Here is a 19,645-nt window from a genome sequence, read left to right on the forward strand (position 1 = left end):
TGGTTTTTTTACAAATAAGGCTTATGTTTTAATCATAGTAACTAGCAGAACCAATAAAGGCGACCTGAGCTGTACAGCAATTCGCCTTTACTCATAGAGTCCATAAACTCTTTTCACATCCTGAATGAATATAATCCCGTTTCCCGGTTCATCCATTTTGAGCTGTTCTCTAATTGATGAGACAATTTTTTCGGTCTTTTCCTTTTTTGACAGAATCAGCACAATTTCTTTCTCCGGCTCAATTTCCATGGCGAATATCTTGCTGGTTTCATGTATTCCCGAGCCTCTCGCATTGATTATGGTGCCTCCCTCAGAGCCCGCTTTTAAAGCCGCGTCAATAACCTGCTCTGCCTTTCCCTTGTCTACTATTACGGTGATTGATTCATACATTTTATTTACCACACCTCTTTCCCATTTTGTGTCCTCGCTCTCATACCCTCTGGCTCCTATTATGTTGCTGACAGCTGTGGTGAATACAATTCCGTGATTTGGCTTTTCGAACTCAAACTCCCTCTCGAGCGCTTCAATGGCGCATTCAGCAGTCTTTTTATTTGAAACGAGCAGCACGATTTCTTTTCTTATATCGTTTAGCTCGAGAAAATTTGAAATGGCGTCATCAGCTGTGCCCCTGCCAAGGAAGACTGTTCCTCCCCTGATGCCGCAGCGCTTGGCTTTATGCATGACTTTGCTTCCCTTTCCACAGTTGACTATAACGCAAACCAGCTCCAAGCTTTCAATTTCAGAGTTATTCAACATTATTATCGATTCCTCCTTTTTTAGATTTTATTTTGAAAATAAGACCCAGAATCTGTATGGCAATTAACGGCGTTAAAGCTACCATTGAAATCATGCCGAAGCCGTCTACAAGTACATTAGCCCCTTCCGTAGCTTCAGCAACGCCGTGAGCGAACGCCAAAATGAAGGTTGCTGTCATAGGACCGGAGGCTACGCCGCCCGAGTCGAATGCTATGCCAACGAACAGCTTTGGAACAAAATAAGTCATTGCTATAGCCACCAAATATCCGGGCAACAGGTAATGCCATAATTGGATTTCAGGTACGAGTATCCTCAGCATTGACAGTGCGACAGCAAAACCCACGCCTATTGAAAGAGAGAGCATGACTGCTTTTTTCTTTACATAACCGCTTGTAACGTCCTCTATCTGATTCATAAGCACGTGGACAGCCGGCTCGGCCAATATTGTCACAAGTCCCAGTAGGAATCCGATAGCGACGACATATGTCTTGTTGTCAAGTGACGCCACTGCATATCCTAAAACCCTTCCTACTTCCATGAACCCGGCATTTACTCCCGTTAAAAAAAGAATCAGCCCTACAAATGTGAATAATAACCCTGTAAGTATTTTTCGCAGAATTTTTTTTGACATCTTGAATGAAATTTTCTGGAGCAATAGAAAAATCAGAAGTATGGGAAGAAGTGCCAGCAGTATTTCTCCGGCTATTATGGGGATTTCGTTAATAAAAGGGCTTATGATCGATCCTGATAGAGCTTCATCATATTCAATGCTGCCAGTCAATTCCTCTGCTTTCCAAATAATGCTCATTATCATTACTGCTATGATTGCGCCAGTTGATGCTATGGCCACTAGTCCGAAACTGTCATCCTCTGAAGCTTCGCGGTCTTTTTTGAGCTCCGAAACCCCTGCCGCAAGCGCCAGAATGAACGGAACCGTCAGCGCTCCGGTAGTCGCCCCTGATGCGTCAAACGATATCGCAAGAAACTCTCTTGATGTAAATATTGAAAAAAAGAATATTATGGAATACAGCACGGTCAATAATATATTCAAGGGAATGTTGTATACTATCCTTGCCAGCCCCGAGGAAAGCATCACGGCAATCCCTATGGACACGGTAGCAACAATGCTCAGCTTGGTAATAACTCCCGAAGTTACTGATTCCACTTCCCCTGCGAGGATATACAAGTCAGGCTCAGCAATCGATATGAAAAAACCGAGTATTAACCCTACCGTTACTACTATCCATATCTTGTTTGTCCTGGCTACAGTCGAGCCCATGGAGTTGCCTATCGGAGTGATGCCTATATCCACTCCGAAAAGGAAAACTGAAAGCCCCGCAATGATCAATATGACCCCTATTGCGAATCTTGCAACCAGTGTTCCGGAAAGCGGAGTCAATGTAAAATTCAATATAAGCACAATAAATGTTATTGGCAATACAGCATACAGTACCTCTTTAAGTTTAGAGAGTAATATGGTCAAAAGGCCTCACTCCTTTCATTTTCAAATTGGTCTTTTCCGAACTGATATTATTCACGCCAAATAAGAGTAGGTATCATACTATCTGCTTATCTTTTTTAATTCTACCCATTCTTCATGTGTTTTACAGAATTTTATCCGGCACCGCATACTTCAATTGTTCAAAAAAACAAAAAACACCTACCCGTAAATTCAGAATAGGTGTCCCCCTTTTAATTTTTTTAAAGAGCAATGCGATATTTTTAGCCAAATATGGCTGAAATGAGTCCGGTTAGTTTTCCCTGCGAGAACAAAAACGCCATTAAAGTAATCAAAACCACTCCTGCGCCTATGAGCAGGTACCTGTTCAAATTCTTTTCTCTTGCCGTATTTCCTGCCTTGCAGGATGCTCTCAAATCAAGCAAACCGGCATCTATCGAATCAGGCGTCAGCTCGGCAGTCTCTTCATTCTCGAATAAGGCTTGGTCCAGCGCTGTCGCTTCTGATGCTGTGCAAGCAGACTCCTTCTGGACCTGCTTGCCTTGCAATATCTCATCTAGCTCCTCCTGTAGCAGCAGAGGCTTTACATCCTCGTTTGTACGCTCTCCTAAGCGTTTGACCTTGCGGAGCCTAAGGCTAAGCTCATTCGGATCTATTGGAACTGCTATATAATCATCAATCAGATTTTCAAGGTCTTCACCCAATGAGCCGAAATTCTCAGGCTGGACCATAGCCATGTTGTACAACTCCGGATTTGCTTCCTTGATATCCTTGAGAAATTCTGCAGCCTCATGGATATTGTTCTTATTAACATATAATATAGACATGTCAACGTCGCACTTTGCGGCAATGTCCAGGGCAAGAGCCCCCGGAACACAGCATACCACCGAACCCTCAATTTTGTTTTCCTTTAAAAACCCACCCATATCTTCAAATGAAAATATCTGGTTGTTTACCATAAGAATTCTCACTATATGCCACCATCCTATGCCTGATTTCAATACTTCAATACCTTGAATCTATATTTCCAGCGAATGCCATAAGAGCTGTTCTGGTTTCTCTATTAGAAAACATTTTTCATTTTACTATACCCACTTTCACTTCCAATTATATATTTAAAGCACGAAATTTTCATGGGCATAATTTCCTGTTTTCAGGAGCACAGCTATCTTCTTTTGCTGCCGCTATTTTTTTTCGTTAAGATTTGCATGAAAAAATGCACTGTGTTAGACTTTAGGCAAGAGTCAATTATATAGCAAGGGAGTGATTTTATGAGTATGCTAATCGATGAAATTCCGGGGCTTTACAAGGTATATCGTCTTGATCCTTTGAGAAGAACGCCTGGCGTTGTGTTCGACATTTTACCAATGGACATAGTTCCTCATATCGACGCAGTGGATCGTGTGCTTCATGAGAGCTCGGCGCAGTCTCCCGGTCCTGTTGGAGATACAGCCCGCCCATGGTATATGCATACGTATCAGGATGATAATCTGCTTGTGCTTCACGGGTCACGCTTTATCGAAGTATATACGCCAGAGCACGGCAGGATAGAAAATTTCACAGTAACACCGCATGCAGTGTATAAAAACGGCGAGTTGCTCTATGAAGGCGGCGCAATACTTGTGTGGCCAAGGTATGTTTTCCACCGCATCGTCAGCGGCAAGGAGGGTTCTGCCTCCATCAACCTTGCGGTGCACTACGAGGGCTTTGATATTGAAACGAATTTCAGCATATACGACTTGAATACGGAAACCGGAGAATACAAGGTCATACGCAAAGGCTCCGAGGATCAGCGCTGATATTTTCAAAGCCGTCAAATAGTATAATTGCATTTAAAAAGGGCCTTATGGCCCTTTTTTATTATGGCTTTATTATCTTGTACATATCCTTTTCAAGGATTATTTTGTACTCCACTTCCTTGGATTCCTGTGTTCCGTCAGTTGCCGCAAAATCGGCTTTAACCTTTGCAGCGTATTCCCCTTCGCCCTTTTCTGCAACTCCAAGGAGCTCATAGCCCTTAAGAGAGACAGGGCTATTTCCCATTTCAGCGACGAACTCGTCGTAATCAGCCGCTCTTTTGCCAAGCGGAGTCATAAGGTATATGCGGCTATAGTTCTTTTTCTTCTCGGCCTCGAGATATTCTCTAACTGCCATCTCCGGCGTCTTCAGCAGGCTGTCCTGGCCCGGCTTTCTCAACTCCATGTTTACTCTGTCGTGATAGAAGAAGGTCATGGGGTCGTAGTTGCATGCAGCGTTCCATATTATATATTCGTCAACCCCAAGCTCCGTGCCCGCCACTATCTGGTCTGATATGGCCTTTGGAGTGTAGCTTATGTAGCCCTTAACCCACGATGCTGTAAAGCCCTGTATCCACGGCCTTATTTTGCCCGGGTTCTTTTGCGCAGCGTTTCTTTCTATGGCCTCAATCAGCGAGAGCTGCAGAATCTCATACGGGTGCTGATCTGGCACTGCAAAGCCGTAAACTCCCGGGCCGTAATGACTTGGATATATCATAGGACATATATATTCGACCTGGTTTGCTATCTTCCTCCAGGTCTGCCCTATGTCCTCGGGTTTGTCGTCCCAGGAATGGGTAATAAAGCCAAACACATCAGCCGCCAAATGGACCTTGTAGGGCTCGAGCTCCTTGCTGGCATACTTTAGAAACTGCTCTATCCCCTCGTCCTTGTCCCTGTCGTTTCTGCCGGGAAATTCCGTTATAGGATTGTAATGGCTTGCTCCGTCGGGAAAGCGCACATAGTCGAACTGAATCTCGTCGAAGCCCCTCAGCGCCGCTTCCTGGGAAACGGCCACGACATATTTCCATACATACTCGTCAAACGGATTGACCCACACGTTGCCGGCCCTGTCCTTGTAGGCTCCGCCAGCCTTGAGCTGTATGGCGTGCTCGCTCTTTGCCTGCGCAAAATACGGATCCTTGAAGGCCACAACCCTTGCAATAGTGTATATGTCGTTTTTCTTCAGGTAATCCATGAGCTTTCCGTAATCCTTAAGTGCGGCTCCCTGGTTTGACTTGATTTGATTTACAAGCTCTATGTCACTGTTCCAGGTTACGCTCCCGTGGTCATTTTTCACGTCTATTACAAGCGCGTTGACCTCCGTGCTTTTGCATATCGCAAGAGCCTTTTCCAGCTTGTTGATTTCACCCAAACGGCTTGCGTCTGCAGGCTGGCCTGATTCGCCGCTTACAGCCTTTATGTAATTCGCATAATAGTCGATGTTTCCCTCGTCAAATCCAAAGCCCGCCACGTTTGCCGTAAGGTACAGCGCCTTGGCCTTTACTGTCTTCTCTTCTCTCTCCTGCTCAAGCGGCGGAAGCGGCACATAGAATTCGCCAAGCTGCGCTTTTCGCTGGGCCTCAAGTTCTTCTCTTTCCTTGATGAGTTTTTCCTGCTCTTTTTCAGGCATATCTTCAAATTTTTTCTCTTCGGAGCCTGCCATTGTCTTTGCGGCACCCTGAGGCGAGCAGCCCTGAGCCAGCAATCCCACAGAAAGGCATACAAGCAGAAGCATTGTCGTTATCAGCTTATTTTTTTTCATCGTATCATCCTTTTGAAGTTATTTTTGATTTGCTATTTTTAGATTTGCTATTTTAAATTGTATGTATATATTTCCCTTTCAACCGCAGAGTCTATTGATTCCCTTTTATCCTCGGGAATCGTAATTATTCCTGCGACGCCGTCGCTTATGAATTTCTCCTGCGGATTCCTGTCGAAATAGTCAAGGTAGTCGTAGAGACCAACGCTGTCAACTTTAGTTTCGCTTCCCCTTATCCTTGGAATGCTTGCAGGGTTGAATTCTGCATTGTATGGCGATTGCCCCGGATGCCATCCCACGTTGAGCACCGCTATGTTTTCATATGCGACTCCGTTGAAGCTTCCTAAAGACAAATAGCCGGTCAATGACTCATCCTTCGGCCTTCCCCCGAACGGAAGCGCCAGAGTGTTTATCTCATAGCCTTCTTTATCTATCAGCCCTAGCAGATACTGAGCCTGCGAACCTATCTGCTCCTGCATTTCTTCTGCAGCTGCGCTTTTCAGGTTCATATGGCCTAAGGTGTGGTTGCCTATGTCCATTCCGCTGTCTATTATGAATTTCAGCTTTTTGCTTTCCAGACCTCCCTGCCTGAAGGGCCTGTTGCCATCGACAAAGAATGTAGCCTCCAGAGGGAAATCCTTGTGCTTTTCGTGGAAATCAAGCAGCAGTCCCACGGCGCATTCCTTGCTTATTTCCCCGTTTTCCAGGTACTCGAAATTATTCTTGTTGCCATCGTCGAAGGTTATTACGACAGGGGTGAAGCCCTGCTCCGTTGTGATATTCCCCGTAACATAGTCGCTCAGGCTTATCGGCCTGTAGCCTTTTTCATAAAGGATTTCAAGGTCCCTGATGAAATTGGCTGGAGTCCTTGTCCATTCGCTCTCCTCACTGCCGATGTTGTGGTACATGAGCACCATGATTTTTCCAGCCTCGTTCGGTTTTAGCTCCAGGTCGATGCTCGCCTTTGGATCAGCTGCGGCCTTTTCGCCGGCAGACGAGACCTCCTGGTTGCCGCAGCCAGTCAATAATAAGCTGCTTATAATAAGAGTTAGTATTATACTTTTCATATGTAAACCTCGCTTGTGATGTCAGTCCTCGTGTATGAGGCTATTTTTAATAGTGTAACAATAGTTTATCATACTTGCATACAGGAATTCCAGCCAATAGCATCCAAACTGCCCTTTATAGCAAAAAAGGCCTAGATGTCTTAGCATCCAAGCCTTTTTAATAGATTCTTAATTCATAACTCTACAGCTTAAGGGTTTTCATTCATAAAGAGCATTCTCAAGTCGAACCAGTAGTCTATATTGTCACGCTCAGGATCAACACTGATATCTACATTATTGAACACAAGAAGCACTGTCACCTCTGGAGTTTCCAGCCTGTAGCTCATGTCCTCGAAAGTCGCCTTCCTTGATTCCGACTTGCCAGGCGGATATTTCTCAGTTATCCTGTCGATATAAGCGTTCAGGTTCTGCTCGATTATTACCCTCTCGCCCAGCCTTATATTTATTGTCGGTATTCGAGTTTGCGAATCAACCCTCCACTCTATGCGGTATGTGCCTTTTTCACCTTGTATTGTCACTGCGGCGGTCTCCTTTTCACCCTGCATGTTGACAGCCCAGCGGTACTCACTTATATCTATTGCCTCGGCCGGCAGCGACAGATGGGTTCCCAAATAGCCGCCTCCCGGCTCGTAATCCGGCTCAGGATATGTCTGCTCGAAGCCGAGCCTTTCTTTGAATACATCGCTTTGGCCTAGGCTCTTGTCAAACCATACAGGCAGCTTAGCATCCGGGGCGTATGCCAGGAACACTACAGCATCTGTAATTGCCTCTTTAACAGTCTTTTCCGGCTCGCTCTTTGCAGGAATCAGCTTGCCTCCCTCCAGCATGTTCTGGCTGACTAGAATATTTTCAAGGCGACTCACTTGTGATGCGACCGGGAGCGCATGGTAGCCTACCAGCGGCAGAACCGAGAAAACAGCCAGGGCGCAGGCTAACACAATAATGGGCTTATGGGCTTTTGCCTTTCTAAATATAAGCAGTATGGCTGCAGTTACGGCAATAATCCAAATCAGTATGAATGAATATTCGGCAGTTTTAAGACCTGACTTGCCAAGCTGCATCAGAAGTGATCTAGCCTCGAATGCTAGTATCACCAGCGCAGTGAAAGGATAAATCTTTCGATAAAATTTCGCGATTCCCGCTTCGCTGTGGGTTACCATTATATGAAGCCAGGTTCCTATAACAGCGTAGCTTGTCGCTATAGCAGAAAGCCGTATAAAGGGAACAACCTCTCCGGTCACAATTGTCTTGCCAGACCAGAGCAGCAGTACGACTGTCAGTGCCATCGCTATTGGAATCATTATATATTCAAAAAGAATTTCAATAAACCTCGGCTGCTTTTGAGCTACTTCACGCTTTTCGTCAACGGCTCCCTTGCGGAAATCCGGAAAATAACCTATGAAAATTGCGTAAGCCAGGAAGCCTGCGATTGTTGCGATATACATGTAAACCTTTCCGCTCATGTCTCTGTAAAGCAAGCCTTGCACCGCGCCTGCCACTCCTGCGCCGCCGGCCTCTATAACGCCGCCGTATATCATGGCGATGAAGAACGCCTTGTGAGTCATAAAAAAGGAGCGCGAAAAGTCCGACTGTTCCTTTGGATAGCCTGCCAGCACTATGAATGCCAGGAAGCTAACAAGCATTGCTGCGCTGACACGTGTTGCGGCCAGCACTGTGACTCTGGCGTAGCGGGATGCATCCACAGAAGGATCTGTCCCCCCAAAGAAATACAGCATAAGGAAAGTTGCGACCACCACAACAATCCCCATAAGGTTGGCTATCATAAATGACTTAGCATCGTTGTAACGGCTTTGAGCCGCTGTGATGGCCGTCAGGCTGAAAATAGCGCCCAGTGCAAAAGACAGATGCAAACAGTTGAACAGGAAGTTGTAGGCCTCCTGCTCCGGCCAGTCAAGCTGTATCCTTACCATAGTCACTATTGCGAATGCCAGGGCACTTGCAATGGCAGCAGGGAATGTCTTGACGGATTTGACCGCGCCTTCAAATATTTGTGATATTGATTTGGTAAAAGCACTCATAGTATGCACCTACCTTCCTAATATATTCCATGAAATTATATTTATATTTTCTAATATACCCAGTATTTGATAATATATATCTTGTATTATAATTACAGCAGCTGTCTCAATGCAAAAACATTAAAAAAACACCCATACTACGTCGGATGCCTCTGGCACTTCCTTGTTCAATATCTAAACCACTCATATTTTTCCCTTGCCGCATCAAGATATACTTCTGCGTCAACTTTATTCTCTGCATATAAATGATGCCAATCATCAGGCACTGGCATATCCTCATACAGCTTTGACCTCCTTGCTTCAAGCAAATGTCTCTCAATTCCCACGAAATCAGCGGCGCATATTACTCTGTTGCCTGATAATTCCGAGAGCTTCACAAGCCATTCCAAGCCTTCTTCACTGCGAAGCAAATGATGGTCAAGTATTAGTGTACTGACACCTCTTGCCAGTTTAAGTGCATTATTCCAGGCTTTTTCCGTTCTGCCCTTCATATAGTTTTCCAGGTAAATGGGCGGTCCGCTGGCTAAAACTATGTCCGGTTCACATTCTAATATATTGTTTACTGTAGAATCGGCCAACAATTGGATATCCGAAGCATGAATGAATACATTTTCACCATCTGTAATCTTAGTCATTGTAACATTGCCTTGATGTGTGTTCAGCTCGCCATGTGGTACAGGGTCAAAGAAATATAAAGAATCATCAATCCACCCTTTGGCTTCATAAATATCTTTCTTTAGGCCTAAAATAATACCCTCTTCCCTTTTTTTAATTTTATCATTTGATTCAGCACATTTACTGGCCCATATTTTGAAATTCGACTGAATTTCTTTAACTTGATTCACTGCAAGCTGGTATGGATTTGCATCGTATAGAGGTACGTGGTCACCATGGAAATGGCTTATGACAACATCCGTGGCATCTGTTAATTCTTCCAGTATTCTACTCCTTATTATACGCCCAACGCCGACTTGTACGGGATGAGGCATAAGTCCGTTTCTTAAGTATCCCAAAGCAAGCCCCGGATCTATAAATATTTTCCTGCTTCCAATCTCAACAATGCAGCTCAATCCTCTCACGCCTAATGATTCAGTTCCTATTATTTTTATTTTCATTCTGTATATCACACCTTCTCATACTATAAAAGGCCTGCCTGTTTTGCATTAAGTCAGCACTATTTCTTTGTAGCAACCTTTTCTTTGACAAATAGCAAAGGGAAAACAATATCACTTGTGCAGCATGGAATCCACACAGCAAGAAAAAGGAATACAAAAATGATGACAATCTCGTATGAGCCTAAATAATGCCCCTTAGCCATCATAACATGAAAAAGCGATGCCCATGTACTAAGCAAGACATGAGCCGCATGGGGGATTTTCGTAGTGGGCAAGTAATAGGCTATTGCAATTCCTATGAATGCCATAGGGTTAACTAGCCACCATTTTTGCACTGATAAATAATAAAAGAATACCCGCATATCACATTTGTGGCATGAGGGTATCTTCTTAGTCTCTTTTTTTAATGTCCTTGACATAGGGACCTATTTATAATGCGAATACCATGTTTTTTTAAGCAACTCTAATTTCATGAAACATTCAAATATTAATAAACATTAACAACAACTCTAAAAATTTCCATTTGTCTAGTAATCGTCTCCCGCGCGCTCTAATCTGTGGCACTGCACTTCTTTTCTTTTGAGCTCAGCTTGCAATTTATTTATCATTTCATCCTTTTCCTTCAAAAGAGCTTCGAGTTCTTTGATTCTTTCCTCAAGGCTTACATTTTTTTCAGTCATTTTAATACACCTCCATATAAAATAAACTAGTCAAACTCAATTTATTATACATTTATATAATACCACTATAAATATCATTTAAACTTAAATTTGCATATGCCATTTTAAGCTTTGGCTTATTCCGCTCAGTTAGTCAATAATTGTCACAAATTTTATACTTAAATGTTACAGTGTTGCTGCCTTATTTTCAATAGATCCATCTTCTCTTTATGTTTCTGGTGCTGATCATGAAAAATCCAAAGCTAAAGGCAAGCAACACAGAGAAACTAACCCAAGGCTGGAATATCCCCACATTATTAATCGATATCTTAAGAATGTCGGCTCCATAAGTCAATGGCAGAACATATGACAAAGGTCTAATCAACGCTGGCAAGTTACTTATTGGAATAAATAAACCACAAAGGAACATCATCGGAAATCGGAAAAAATTCGAAAATGTTTGTGCTTCAAATACTTCACTAACTGAAACTGCAATAAATAGACCCAGAAAAGTAGATGTCACAGCTATAAACACCACACCCAAAAATGTTGTTAGCCAGTTTATTCCTGACAGATTAACCATAAATGAAGCAAATAGAACAGGGATAAATGCATTGATTATTCCAAAAATGATAGCCCCGGTTGTTTTTGCAAGCATAAGCAAATTTAGGCTGATAGGAGCAAGCAAAAGTCGCTCGAAAGAACGGCTTTTTCTTTCAAAGGTGATCGTGACAGAAAGCATTGAGGTTGTTCCAAATAGGATGGACAGTGCCATAACGCCTGGAAGTATGCCTCTTATATCAACAGCACTTTCTGATCTTACAAAAAACATTAGCGTCCAGGATATAGGAAAAATTATTCCCCAGCTTATGTTCGGTGGCTTAAGATAATATGTTTTCATGTCCTGAGTCTGTCAATAATTATGTGTATGATTCCTTAAAAAAGATATATTGTTTTATTGGTTGGTTGCCTGGAAAGCTTTTAAATATGAGCCTTCCAGGCTTTTTATTACTTAAATTAAATATTTTTCCATTTGGTGAAAATAACTAGAGTGCCAACATTTAATGGTCTTTTTTTTTACAAATACGGGTTAATCCTGTCTTCAAAATATATGCTTAACTGGGCCAGAATCAGGTGCCAGTCTCGCAGTTTTGTACACCATTTCTGGGTGATATCAGCCGTTGCAAGGTACAGGCTCTTGAATAGAGAATCATCGCTTGGGAATATACTCTTGCTTTTGGTCACTTTTCTAAGCTGCCTGTTGTAGCTCTCCATGGAGTTTGTCGTGTAGATTATTTTTCTGATTTCATCAGGATACTTGAAATAAGCCGAAAGCTCATCCCAGTTGTTTCTCCATGATTTTAGGCTTATATAGTATTTTTCACCCCATTTTTCTTCGAGCTTTTCAAGCTCTATTAGGGCTGTTTGCTCGTTTATGGCCGAGTACACTTCCTTGAGCTCTTTTGCGAAGGCTTTTCTGTCCTTGTATGATACATAGCTTAGCGAGTTTCTTATCTGATGGACTATGCATCTTTGTATGTCCGTGTTTGGAAAAACCGCTCTTATCGCATCAGAGAAGCCGTTTAGCCCATCTATTGATGCTATAAGGATGTCTTTTACGCCCCTGTTTTTCAAGTCGTTTAGAACCTGCAGCCAGTACTTGGCTGTCTCGTTTTCCCCTATCCAAAGGCCAAGTACATCCTTTTTGCCCTCGATGTTGACTCCTATTACTGCGTATGCGGCCTTGCAGATAACCTTGCCATCCTGCCTGACTTTATAGTGTATCGCGTCCATAAATATAATCGGATAAATCGGCTCTAGCGGCCGATTTTGCCATTCTTGAGCAAGTGGAAGGATCTTATCTGTTATCTTTGATATTAGTGTGGGAGAAGCATCTATCCCGTATATCTTTTCTAGCTGAGCTGCTATGTCTCTTGTTGTCATGCCCTTTGCATACATTCCTATTACTTGGTCTTCTATTCCTGATACGCTTCTTTGATGATTTTTTACAACCACAGGCTCAAAATCACCGTCCCTATCTCTTGGCACCTCGATTTCAAACTCCCCAAGGTCTGATAGTATCTTCTTGCTTCTTTTGCCGTTTCGGCTATTAGTCGTTTCCTTGTTTTTATAGTCATATTTTGAATATCCAAGGTGCTCATCAAGTTCAGCCTCAAGCATCTCCTGGATTGTTTCTGAAAACATGTCCTTAAGAGCCTCATGGATGTCCTTTGCATCCTTGATTCCGTAATGCTTTATCATTTGTCTTATTTGATCTTTACTTAAAATCCCCATATAAAAAGTGCATACCTCCTTGAATGATAGTTTGATTATATCAATTCCAAGGAAGATACACACTTTATTTTACACACTCCATGTCCTTCATCAATATATTCCAAAAGGCAGTCAATTGATTCATTTTTTTTGCCCCTCCTTCTCTTTTTTCATTTTCGCGAGCTCAATTCCGGTGATTTTTACGAAAACATCCTCCAAGGTTGGTCGGATGATTCTCGCTTCATAAACCGGCTTGTGAAATTCCTCAAAGAAATTAATAAATGGTGCAAGGGCTACCTTTTCTTTTGGAATGATTCTGAGCTTTTGGTTATCAATCCTATTAATCTTGACCCCTGGGAAAGCCTGGATCATAGCTTTATAAAGGGAGGGATCATGATTTTCTAGCGTGAATTCGATGACATATTCTTTTTCATCCTTTTTCATGAGATTTCCTATACTATCAATTCTGACAACCTTTCCATAGACAATAAATCCAACTCTACTGCAAAGCCTCTCTGCTTCTTCAATATAATGCGTCGTCAAAAAAATTGTTGTTCCATTGCCGTTAAGATCTCTAACAAGCCTTCTAATTCGCCTTGCACTTTCAACATCAATTCCAGTCGTAGGCTCGTCAAGAAATAGAATTTTGGGCGCGTGGATGATTCCGGCGGCAATGGTAAGTTTTCTTTTCATACCTTTGGAATAAGCCTTAAAGGGGCGGTTACCCGTATCAGCAAGATCAAACTGTTCCAACAGTTTTCTTGCTCTTGCTTCGCGGTCTTTCTTTCCCATACCGTAAAGGGATGCGCAGAATACGAGGTTATCATAACCGCTTAAATCTTCATAAAGGTTGCTCTCATCTGGGACAACCCCAATCGCTTGCTGCACGCTTTTGATGTCCTTAATGCCATCGCAACCAGCAATATAAATCGAGCCCGATGTAGGTTTCGCAAGACCGGTTAGCATGTTGATGATCGTTGTTTTGCCTGCGCCATTTGGACCAAGAAAAGCAAAAATCTCACCTGATTCAACTGAAAAACTAACCTCTCTGACCGCCTGAAAGTTTCCGAATTGTTTACTTAAATTTCTAACTTCAATAATATTGGTGTTCAAAATCTCACTCTCCTTTACATTTGCAAAATAAATAATTTGATTCTATAATTAACCTTCCAAAATCAATCTTCTGAAATTTAGATAATAAAAAAACCTCAAATGTTTATAGTAAGCATATCGAACTATATTTCATCAGAGGTATTTTTGTATGTATTTTAAAGCAATGCTATAACTTATGATTTTAATTTTTCAATGGCTCTCTTTACTATTACCATGATTCATTTATACCCAAATTCCATTATAATAGCTCAGCAATTAGGACAGCGACGCTTCTTGGTTCCATTTCTATTTTAGAGTCCGTCCCGGGCAATTTCTCACTCGGCTCCATGAACTCTTCTCCGGCGGCTCCTGCTGTATTTACAGCAAGCCTCCACTCCATGCCCTTTGGCAGCCCGGGCAGCACAACGGTTTGGTTTTCCCAGTGTGAATTGACTGCGACATATATTATTTCGTCAGCCGAATCGTCCTGGTTCCTCCCCGCGAACATCACTCCAATGACTCTTGTCTCCTTGCCGCCGTCAAGATACCAGGGATTCACTCCATGCTTGCTGACATGAGGCAATCCGCAGTAGGCAGCACCGGTACATAGCCTGAGCACGGGATGCTTTTTGCGGAGCTTTATCATGTTCTTTACAAACTGGAACATTTCGCCATTTTCCTGCAGCAGGTTCCAGTTCAGCCATGAAATCTCGTTGTCCTGGCAGTAGGCATTGTTGTTTCCGCGTTGCGTTCTTTTGAATTCGTCTCCCACTAGCAGCATCGGCGTTCCTCGGCTGGAGAGGAGTACTGCCAAGGCGTTTTTCATCATTCTTTTGCGAAGCTCAAGCACCTCTTCATCTACGGTCTCGCCCTCAGCGCCGCAGTTCCAGCTGTTGTTGTAGTCCTCGCCGTCCGTGTTGTCCCAGCCATTTTCTTCGTTGTGCTTGCTGTTGTAGGAGTACAAGTCATTCAATGTGAAACCGTCGTGGCAGGTGATGAAATTAACGGATGCGCTCAATCCCCTGTGCTTTGGGTCGTATATGTCTAGCGAGCCTCCGATTCTCTCTGCCGCGGCAAAAGCCATGCCTGAATCCCCCTTTAAAAACCGTCTTATGTCATCCCTGTACCTTCCATTCCACTCCGACCAGCGGTTCCATGAAGGAAAGGTTCCCACCTGGTAGAGGCCGCCGGCATCCCAGGCTTCTGCGATGAGCTTGACATTTGCAAGAATAGGGTCAAAAGCCAGATTCTGAAGCAATGGCGGATTGCCCATTGGCGTGCCGTCCTCGTTTCTTCCGAGTATAGATGCCAAATCAAATCTGAAGCCGTCAACCCTGTACTCAATGACCCAGTATCTCAGGCAATCCAGAATCATCCTTTGCACAATCGGATGATTGCAGTTTAGAGTGTTTCCGCAGCCACTGAAATCATAGTATTTTCCGCCTGGGGCCAGCATATAGTATACGCTGTTGTCAAAGCCCTTTAGGGATATGAACGGCCCCTTCTCGCCGCCTTCGGCGGTATGGTTGAAAACAACATCCAGTATGACCTCTATACCATTTTCATGCAATTTCTTTATCAGTTTTTTAAGTTCGCAGCCTTCCCTGTTATACTCTAATTCCGCGCTGTAACTGGTGTTTGGAGCGAAAAAGCATATGGGATTGTAACCCCAGTAGTCGAGAAGCTTTTTCCCTCCCACAGTCCGCAGGTCTCTCATCTCATCAAATTCGAAGATGGGCATAAGTTCAACCGCGTTTACTCCCAGCTCCAGCAGATACGGTATTTTCTCGGCCAAACCTGCAAATGTTCCGGGATTTTTCACACCGGAAGAATCATGAATAGTAAACCCTCTGACATGAAGCTCATATATCACAAGGTTCTCCATTGGAATGTGGGGCTGCCTGCTGTCTGCCCAGTCGAAGTCGCTTGCTACCGCCCTGCCCCTGTACTGCATTCCGTAGTGTGGTTTCATGCCCCATCTTCTCTGGCCGGCGACAGCCCTCGCATACGGATCCAGGAGGTATTTCGAATTGTCAAATATCAAGCCTCTTTCCGGCTCGTACGGCCCATCCACTATATAGGCGTATTCGAAATCGTCTATGTCCAGTCCAAATACAATCATTGAATAAACGTCTCCCACCCTGTAATTGTCCGGAAACGGAATTATTGCATAAGGCTCAGCCGCCTCCCTCTTGAAAAGTGCCAGCTTGAATGAGGTTGCGTTACGCGAATGAACAGTAAAGCTCACCCCGCCAGGGATTACAACCGCCCCATTTTCATCGAAAAAACCCGGCCTGACTTTGAAGCCGTTTATCTCTTCAATCGGCTGCAGGGTTTTTGTATACAACTCTATTAAATTGTCGTAGTTTGCCCGATTTTCCATTTTCTCCATGTCCATATGCCCACTCCTTTCACAGCCAAAAACAAACCCTTATATTTCACGTTGAGTTTGCAAACACACGTTGGCATTTGTATTAATACCCGCAAAGCCTGCGTGTACCGACATTATGTTTTGATAAGTCTTTTTGATTTAATTAAGCGTGGGTATATATCCTAACATATACATTGATCTTGAATTCAAGCCATTCAGCGAAGGAGTGATGAAAATGTATGGAGTATTAACAGACGAAGAGATAATAGACAGACTTGATGAGCTTGACAGCATTGCGGATTTCGAATTAAAGAAAGATCTCCCAGAAGTGATACGGCTGCTGATTGACTATGAGAAAACATACGAGGATGATTGTCGCTTCTACAGGGGCAAGGCCGTGGAAAACATAATATGCAGTATCTTCTCCACACATACTAAGGAAGCCCAGGATTCGGCAAGGTATGCTTTATGCAGCAAATACAAGCTGCAGGAGGACAGCATATTTAATTCTGCTCTTGAAGAGAACATGAGATGCCAGGTTTTATACGACGGCGTTGTCAGATACTACAAAAGGCATGAGCTTCACGAACAAATGGACATTGGCGGCCTGGCCATGCTCAGCCGATATCTGTTCGAATATATTAAGGAGCAGACCTATGCTGCTTATGAGGACTATCTTGAGCTCGCAGGATAACCGTGGATACACTGCAAGCATTTCGTTTGGAATACAAAAGGTGCAGAGCAACAGCTCTATATGCTTAGATCTGTTGTTCTGCACCTTTGTTTTTATAGTTCAGGGTTTTCATTATTTATTTTCTTTGTAAGCTTTTACCATGTCGACAAAATACTCGTGTGTCCTTAGGTCGTCTGTAAGCTCGGGATGGAACGAGGTTACAAACATATTGCCCTGCCTTGCCGCAACAATGTTGCCGTCAACTACAGAAAGTATCTCTACGTCCTTGCCGGCTTCCTTTATATAAGGAGCCCTTATGAATACCATAGGGATTTCTCCCTCGATGCCTACCATCATATAGTTCACATTGAAGCTGCCAAGCTGTCTTCCATAGGCATTTCTCATAACCTCTATGTCCATTACAGGCATGTGAACCAAATCCTGCCCCGTTATCTTCTTTGCAAGAAGTATCATTCCGGCGCATGTTCCCCACACAGGCGTTCCGCCTTCTATCATAGCCTGCATCTTTTCCTTGATGCCAAGCTCGGTTATGAGCTTGCCTATCGCTGTGCTTTCGCCTCCTGGAAGTACTATGCCGTCAATACCTTCAAGGTCTGATGCCTTTCTTATTTCAACAACCTGGACGCCGAGCCTTTCCAGCGAGTTTTTGTGCTCGCGGAACGCTCCCTGCATGCATAGTATGCCTATTTTCAAGTCTTTGCGTTCTTTCATTTTTACCAACCCCTGCCGGCCATTCTGTCTTCTTCAGGCATCGTGCTTATGTTTATTCCAACCATTGGCTCTCCAAGATCTTCAGAAAGCTCTGCAAGCATCTTAGGATCGTTGTAGTTTGTAACAGCCTTGACTATAGCCTGGGCTCTTCTTGCAGGATCTCCCGACTTGAATATGCCCGAGCCTACGAAAACACCGTCGCATCCAAGCTGCATCATCATTGCAGCATCTGCAGGAGTAGCTATTCCGCCTGCTGCGAAGTTTACAACCGGAAGGCTCTTGTTTTCATGCACGTATACTACAAGATCATACGGAGCGCTTATTTCCTTAGCAAAGTTCATAAGCTCTTCCCTGCCCATTGATGCAACTGTGTTTATTGCAGAAGTCATGGCTCTCATGTGCTTAACAGCCTCGACAACGTCTCCTGTTCCCGGTTCGCCTTTAGTTCTTATCATTGAAGCGCCTTCACCTATTCTTCTTAGAGCCTCTCCAAGGTTCTTGGCTCCGCATACGAAAGGAACGCTGAAGTCCTTCTTGTTTATGTGAAGCTTGTCATCTGCCGGCGTCAGCACTTCGCTCTCGTCCACATAGTCTATTTCAAGAGCCTCAAGTATTTGAGCCTCCACAAAATGGCCTATTCTAACCTTTGCCATTACAGGTATTGAAACTGCCGCCTGTATCTCTTTTATAAGCTTTGGATCAGACATTCTTGCTATACCGCCGAATTTTCTTATGTCTGCAGGAACCCTCTCTAGAGCCATTACTGCGCATGCGCCTGCTGCCTCAGCTATTCCAGCCTGCTCCGCGTCTGTTACGTCCATTATTACTCCGCCCTTAAGCATCTGTGCAAGATTCTTGTTCAATTCATATCTGTTGTTCATTTTTAACTTCCCCCTATATAGTGTATTGATACAATTTTCATGTAAATGCTTTTCTTGTTCTCAATTATCCCACCGTCAGGGGTGTTTTGGCAATACAGTTTCATGAAATAAACAACAAACGCGCTTTGTAACCATACAATTTGCTTTCTTTTTCGCTTTACTGCATGAAAAGAGACACTCCCTGTTCAAAAGTGTCTCTGGCCTCATTTCTTTGCTCGCTTTATACTAAAGCTCCATTGTGATTCCGTTGATCCTGAGCCATTCCCTTCGTCTTTGGTAGTCTGGCATTATACGCCCTACAAGCGCCCAATAGTCGCTGGAATGGTTCATATGCACAAGATGGCACAGCTCGTGCACAACTATGTAGTCTATCACTTCAATCGGAGCCATTACGCACCTCCAGTTGAAGTTGAGATTCCCTATCGAGCTGCAGCTTCCCCATCTTTTCTTTTGCTCCTTAATCCTTATTACGTTAGGCTCTACTCCTATTAATTTGCTAAAGTGGCCAACTCGCCCTTTAATATTTTCTGCGGCTTTTTGTCTGTACCAGCTTTCCAGCACCGCTCTCAAATACTCCTTGTCGCTTGTACCTGTCTCGACGCGAAGCCCGCCTTGTGAGAGCTTGACAATCGGCTTTGCAACTCTCTTATCGCACACTACCTGCAACTGGCAATCCTCTCCAAGGTACATGAAAGTCTCCCCGTCTTTATACTCCCGTTTGCACCTTCTGGATTCCATCTCCCTTATTTCAGACAGCTTCCGGACTATCCATTTCGCCTTTGATTCTACAAGCTTAACCACCTCTGCTTCTTTGGCACCTTTGGGCGCAACAATGCTCACCGTTCCGGGAGGCTTGACCCTTATCTCAAATGACCTTCTTTTCCTGTATTCAACTGTAAATTCTATTATACTTTTTTCGTATTCTATCTTCATATCTCTATTATATAACTATGCGCCGCGAAGGGCCAC

The 19,645-nt window shown here is 43.6% G+C and carries 17 protein-coding genes; 2 read left to right on the top strand and 15 right to left on the bottom strand.

The annotated features are described in order from the left end of the window. Positions 1-87: 87 nt before the first annotated feature. The 3 genes from EAL2_RS13915 to EAL2_RS13925 form a co-directional block, all read right to left on the bottom strand. Complete coding sequence (locus tag EAL2_RS13915; protein ID WP_025436965.1) at positions 88-756, bottom strand: P-II family nitrogen regulator; 669 nt, start codon at positions 754-756, stop codon at positions 88-90. Then, positions 746-2,239: a DUF1538 domain-containing protein gene (locus tag EAL2_RS13920; protein ID WP_025436966.1), complete on the bottom strand. Its 1,494-nt coding sequence runs from the start codon at positions 2,237-2,239 to the stop codon at positions 746-748. The genes EAL2_RS13915 and EAL2_RS13920 overlap by 11 nt, the downstream gene beginning before the upstream one ends. A gap of 239 nt (positions 2,240-2,478) precedes the next feature. Then, positions 2,479-3,186, bottom strand: a complete 708-nt coding sequence (locus tag EAL2_RS13925; RefSeq protein ID WP_025436967.1) for a PleD family two-component system response regulator — start codon at positions 3,184-3,186, stop codon at positions 2,479-2,481. Between the two features lie 300 nt (positions 3,187-3,486). On the opposite strand from EAL2_RS13925, the gene EAL2_RS13930 reads away from it, so the two are divergent. Beyond that, a complete protein-coding gene (locus tag EAL2_RS13930; RefSeq protein ID WP_025436968.1) occupies positions 3,487-4,014 on the top strand; it encodes a hypothetical protein in 528 nt (175 codons plus the stop codon). A 61-nt stretch (positions 4,015-4,075) separates the two neighbouring features. Here EAL2_RS13930 and EAL2_RS14975 read toward each other — a convergent pair whose 3' ends face one another. The 9 genes from EAL2_RS14975 to glgX all read right to left on the bottom strand — a co-directional run bounded on the left by EAL2_RS14975 (position 4,076) and on the right by glgX (position 16,411). Further along, positions 4,076-5,776: a putative glycoside hydrolase gene (locus EAL2_RS14975; protein WP_025436969.1), complete on the bottom strand. Its 1,701-nt coding sequence runs from the start codon at positions 5,774-5,776 to the stop codon at positions 4,076-4,078. Between the two features lie 47 nt (positions 5,777-5,823). Then, positions 5,824-6,840 (bottom strand): polysaccharide deacetylase family protein, encoded by a 1,017-nt coding sequence (locus EAL2_RS13940; protein WP_025436970.1) that lies wholly within the window; start codon positions 6,838-6,840, stop codon positions 5,824-5,826. A 188-nt stretch (positions 6,841-7,028) separates the two neighbouring features. Then, positions 7,029-8,879 carry a DUF4153 domain-containing protein gene (locus EAL2_RS13945; RefSeq protein ID WP_025436971.1) on the bottom strand — a complete coding sequence of 617 codons (1,851 nt, stop codon included), beginning with the start codon at positions 8,877-8,879 and terminating at the stop codon, positions 7,029-7,031. 167 nt (positions 8,880-9,046) lie between these two features. Then, entirely contained in the window at positions 9,047-9,994 is a 948-nt protein-coding gene (locus tag EAL2_RS13950) for an MBL fold metallo-hydrolase (protein WP_025436972.1), read from the bottom strand. 527 nt (positions 9,995-10,521) lie between these two features. Then, entirely contained in the window at positions 10,522-10,674 is a 153-nt protein-coding gene (locus EAL2_RS15385) for a hypothetical protein (protein WP_148296002.1), read from the bottom strand. Positions 10,675-10,861: 187 nt separating this feature from the next. After that, on the bottom strand, positions 10,862-11,554 hold the full coding sequence (locus EAL2_RS15270; RefSeq protein WP_084481346.1) for an ABC transporter permease: 693 nt from the start codon (positions 11,552-11,554) through the stop codon (positions 10,862-10,864). A gap of 176 nt (positions 11,555-11,730) precedes the next feature. Then, complete coding sequence (locus EAL2_RS13965) at positions 11,731-12,948, bottom strand: IS256 family transposase (protein ID WP_025434602.1); 1,218 nt, start codon at positions 12,946-12,948, stop codon at positions 11,731-11,733. Between the two features lie 120 nt (positions 12,949-13,068). Further along, entirely contained in the window at positions 13,069-14,040 is a 972-nt protein-coding gene (locus tag EAL2_RS13970) for an ABC transporter ATP-binding protein (protein WP_025436974.1), read from the bottom strand. Positions 14,041-14,278: 238 nt separating this feature from the next. Continuing rightward, the gene (gene glgX, locus EAL2_RS13975) at positions 14,279-16,411 is read right to left on the bottom strand and encodes a glycogen debranching protein GlgX (RefSeq protein ID WP_242842546.1); all 2,133 of its coding nucleotides are present in this window, start codon (positions 16,409-16,411) and stop codon (positions 14,279-14,281) included. A 214-nt stretch (positions 16,412-16,625) separates the two neighbouring features. Between glgX and EAL2_RS13980 the strand changes: the two genes are divergently transcribed. Then, positions 16,626-17,084: a hypothetical protein gene (locus tag EAL2_RS13980; protein WP_025436976.1), complete on the top strand. Its 459-nt coding sequence runs from the start codon at positions 16,626-16,628 to the stop codon at positions 17,082-17,084. Between the two features lie 111 nt (positions 17,085-17,195). Here the strand turns inward: EAL2_RS13980 and pdxT are convergent, their stop codons facing one another. The 3 genes from pdxT to EAL2_RS13995 form a co-directional block, all read right to left on the bottom strand. After that, positions 17,196-17,795, bottom strand: a complete 600-nt coding sequence (gene pdxT / locus EAL2_RS13985) for a pyridoxal 5'-phosphate synthase glutaminase subunit PdxT (RefSeq protein ID WP_041693228.1) — start codon at positions 17,793-17,795, stop codon at positions 17,196-17,198. Between the two features lie 2 nt (positions 17,796-17,797). Further along, positions 17,798-18,676 carry a pyridoxal 5'-phosphate synthase lyase subunit PdxS gene (pdxS, locus tag EAL2_RS13990; protein WP_025436978.1) on the bottom strand — a complete coding sequence of 293 codons (879 nt, stop codon included), beginning with the start codon at positions 18,674-18,676 and terminating at the stop codon, positions 17,798-17,800. A gap of 225 nt (positions 18,677-18,901) precedes the next feature. Then, positions 18,902-19,609 (bottom strand): M48 family metallopeptidase, encoded by a 708-nt coding sequence (locus EAL2_RS13995; protein ID WP_025436979.1) that lies wholly within the window; start codon positions 19,607-19,609, stop codon positions 18,902-18,904. Positions 19,610-19,645: the final 36 nt, after the last annotated feature.

The sequence above is a fragment of the Peptoclostridium acidaminophilum DSM 3953 genome, assembly GCF_000597865.1.
Lineage (GTDB): Bacteria > Bacillota > Clostridia > Peptostreptococcales > Peptostreptococcaceae > Peptoclostridium_A > Peptoclostridium_A acidaminophilum.

What these genes read in the sequence shown, in the direction of transcription:
- EAL2_RS13915 (WP_025436965.1), bottom strand. Translation starts at nt 756, where the DNA reads ATGTTGAATAACTCTGAAATTGAAAGCTTGGAGCTGGTTTGCGTTATA.
- EAL2_RS13930 (WP_025436968.1), top strand. Translation starts at nt 3,487, where the DNA reads ATGAGTATGCTAATCGATGAAATTCCGGGGCTTTACAAGGTATATCGT.
- EAL2_RS14975 (WP_025436969.1), bottom strand. Translation starts at nt 5,776, where the DNA reads ATGAAAAAAAATAAGCTGATAACGACAATGCTTCTGCTTGTATGCCTT.
- EAL2_RS13940 (WP_025436970.1), bottom strand. Translation starts at nt 6,840, where the DNA reads ATGAAAAGTATAATACTAACTCTTATTATAAGCAGCTTATTATTGACT.
- EAL2_RS13945 (WP_025436971.1), bottom strand. Translation starts at nt 8,879, where the DNA reads ATGAGTGCTTTTACCAAATCAATATCACAAATATTTGAAGGCGCGGTC.
- EAL2_RS13950 (WP_025436972.1), bottom strand. Translation starts at nt 9,994, where the DNA reads ATGAAAATAAAAATAATAGGAACTGAATCATTAGGCGTGAGAGGATTG.
- EAL2_RS15385 (WP_148296002.1), bottom strand. Translation starts at nt 10,674, where the DNA reads ATGACTGAAAAAAATGTAAGCCTTGAGGAAAGAATCAAAGAACTCGAA.
- EAL2_RS15270 (WP_084481346.1), bottom strand. Translation starts at nt 11,554, where the DNA reads ATGAAAACATATTATCTTAAGCCACCGAACATAAGCTGGGGAATAATT.
- EAL2_RS13965 (WP_025434602.1), bottom strand. Translation starts at nt 12,948, where the DNA reads ATGGGGATTTTAAGTAAAGATCAAATAAGACAAATGATAAAGCATTAC.
- glgX (WP_242842546.1), bottom strand. Translation starts at nt 16,411, where the DNA reads ATGGAGAAAATGGAAAATCGGGCAAACTACGACAATTTAATAGAGTTG.
- EAL2_RS13980 (WP_025436976.1), top strand. Translation starts at nt 16,626, where the DNA reads ATGTATGGAGTATTAACAGACGAAGAGATAATAGACAGACTTGATGAG.
- pdxT (WP_041693228.1), bottom strand. Translation starts at nt 17,795, where the DNA reads ATGAAAGAACGCAAAGACTTGAAAATAGGCATACTATGCATGCAGGGA.
- pdxS (WP_025436978.1), bottom strand. Translation starts at nt 18,676, where the DNA reads ATGAACAACAGATATGAATTGAACAAGAATCTTGCACAGATGCTTAAG.
- EAL2_RS13995 (WP_025436979.1), bottom strand. Translation starts at nt 19,609, where the DNA reads ATGAAGATAGAATACGAAAAAAGTATAATAGAATTTACAGTTGAATAC.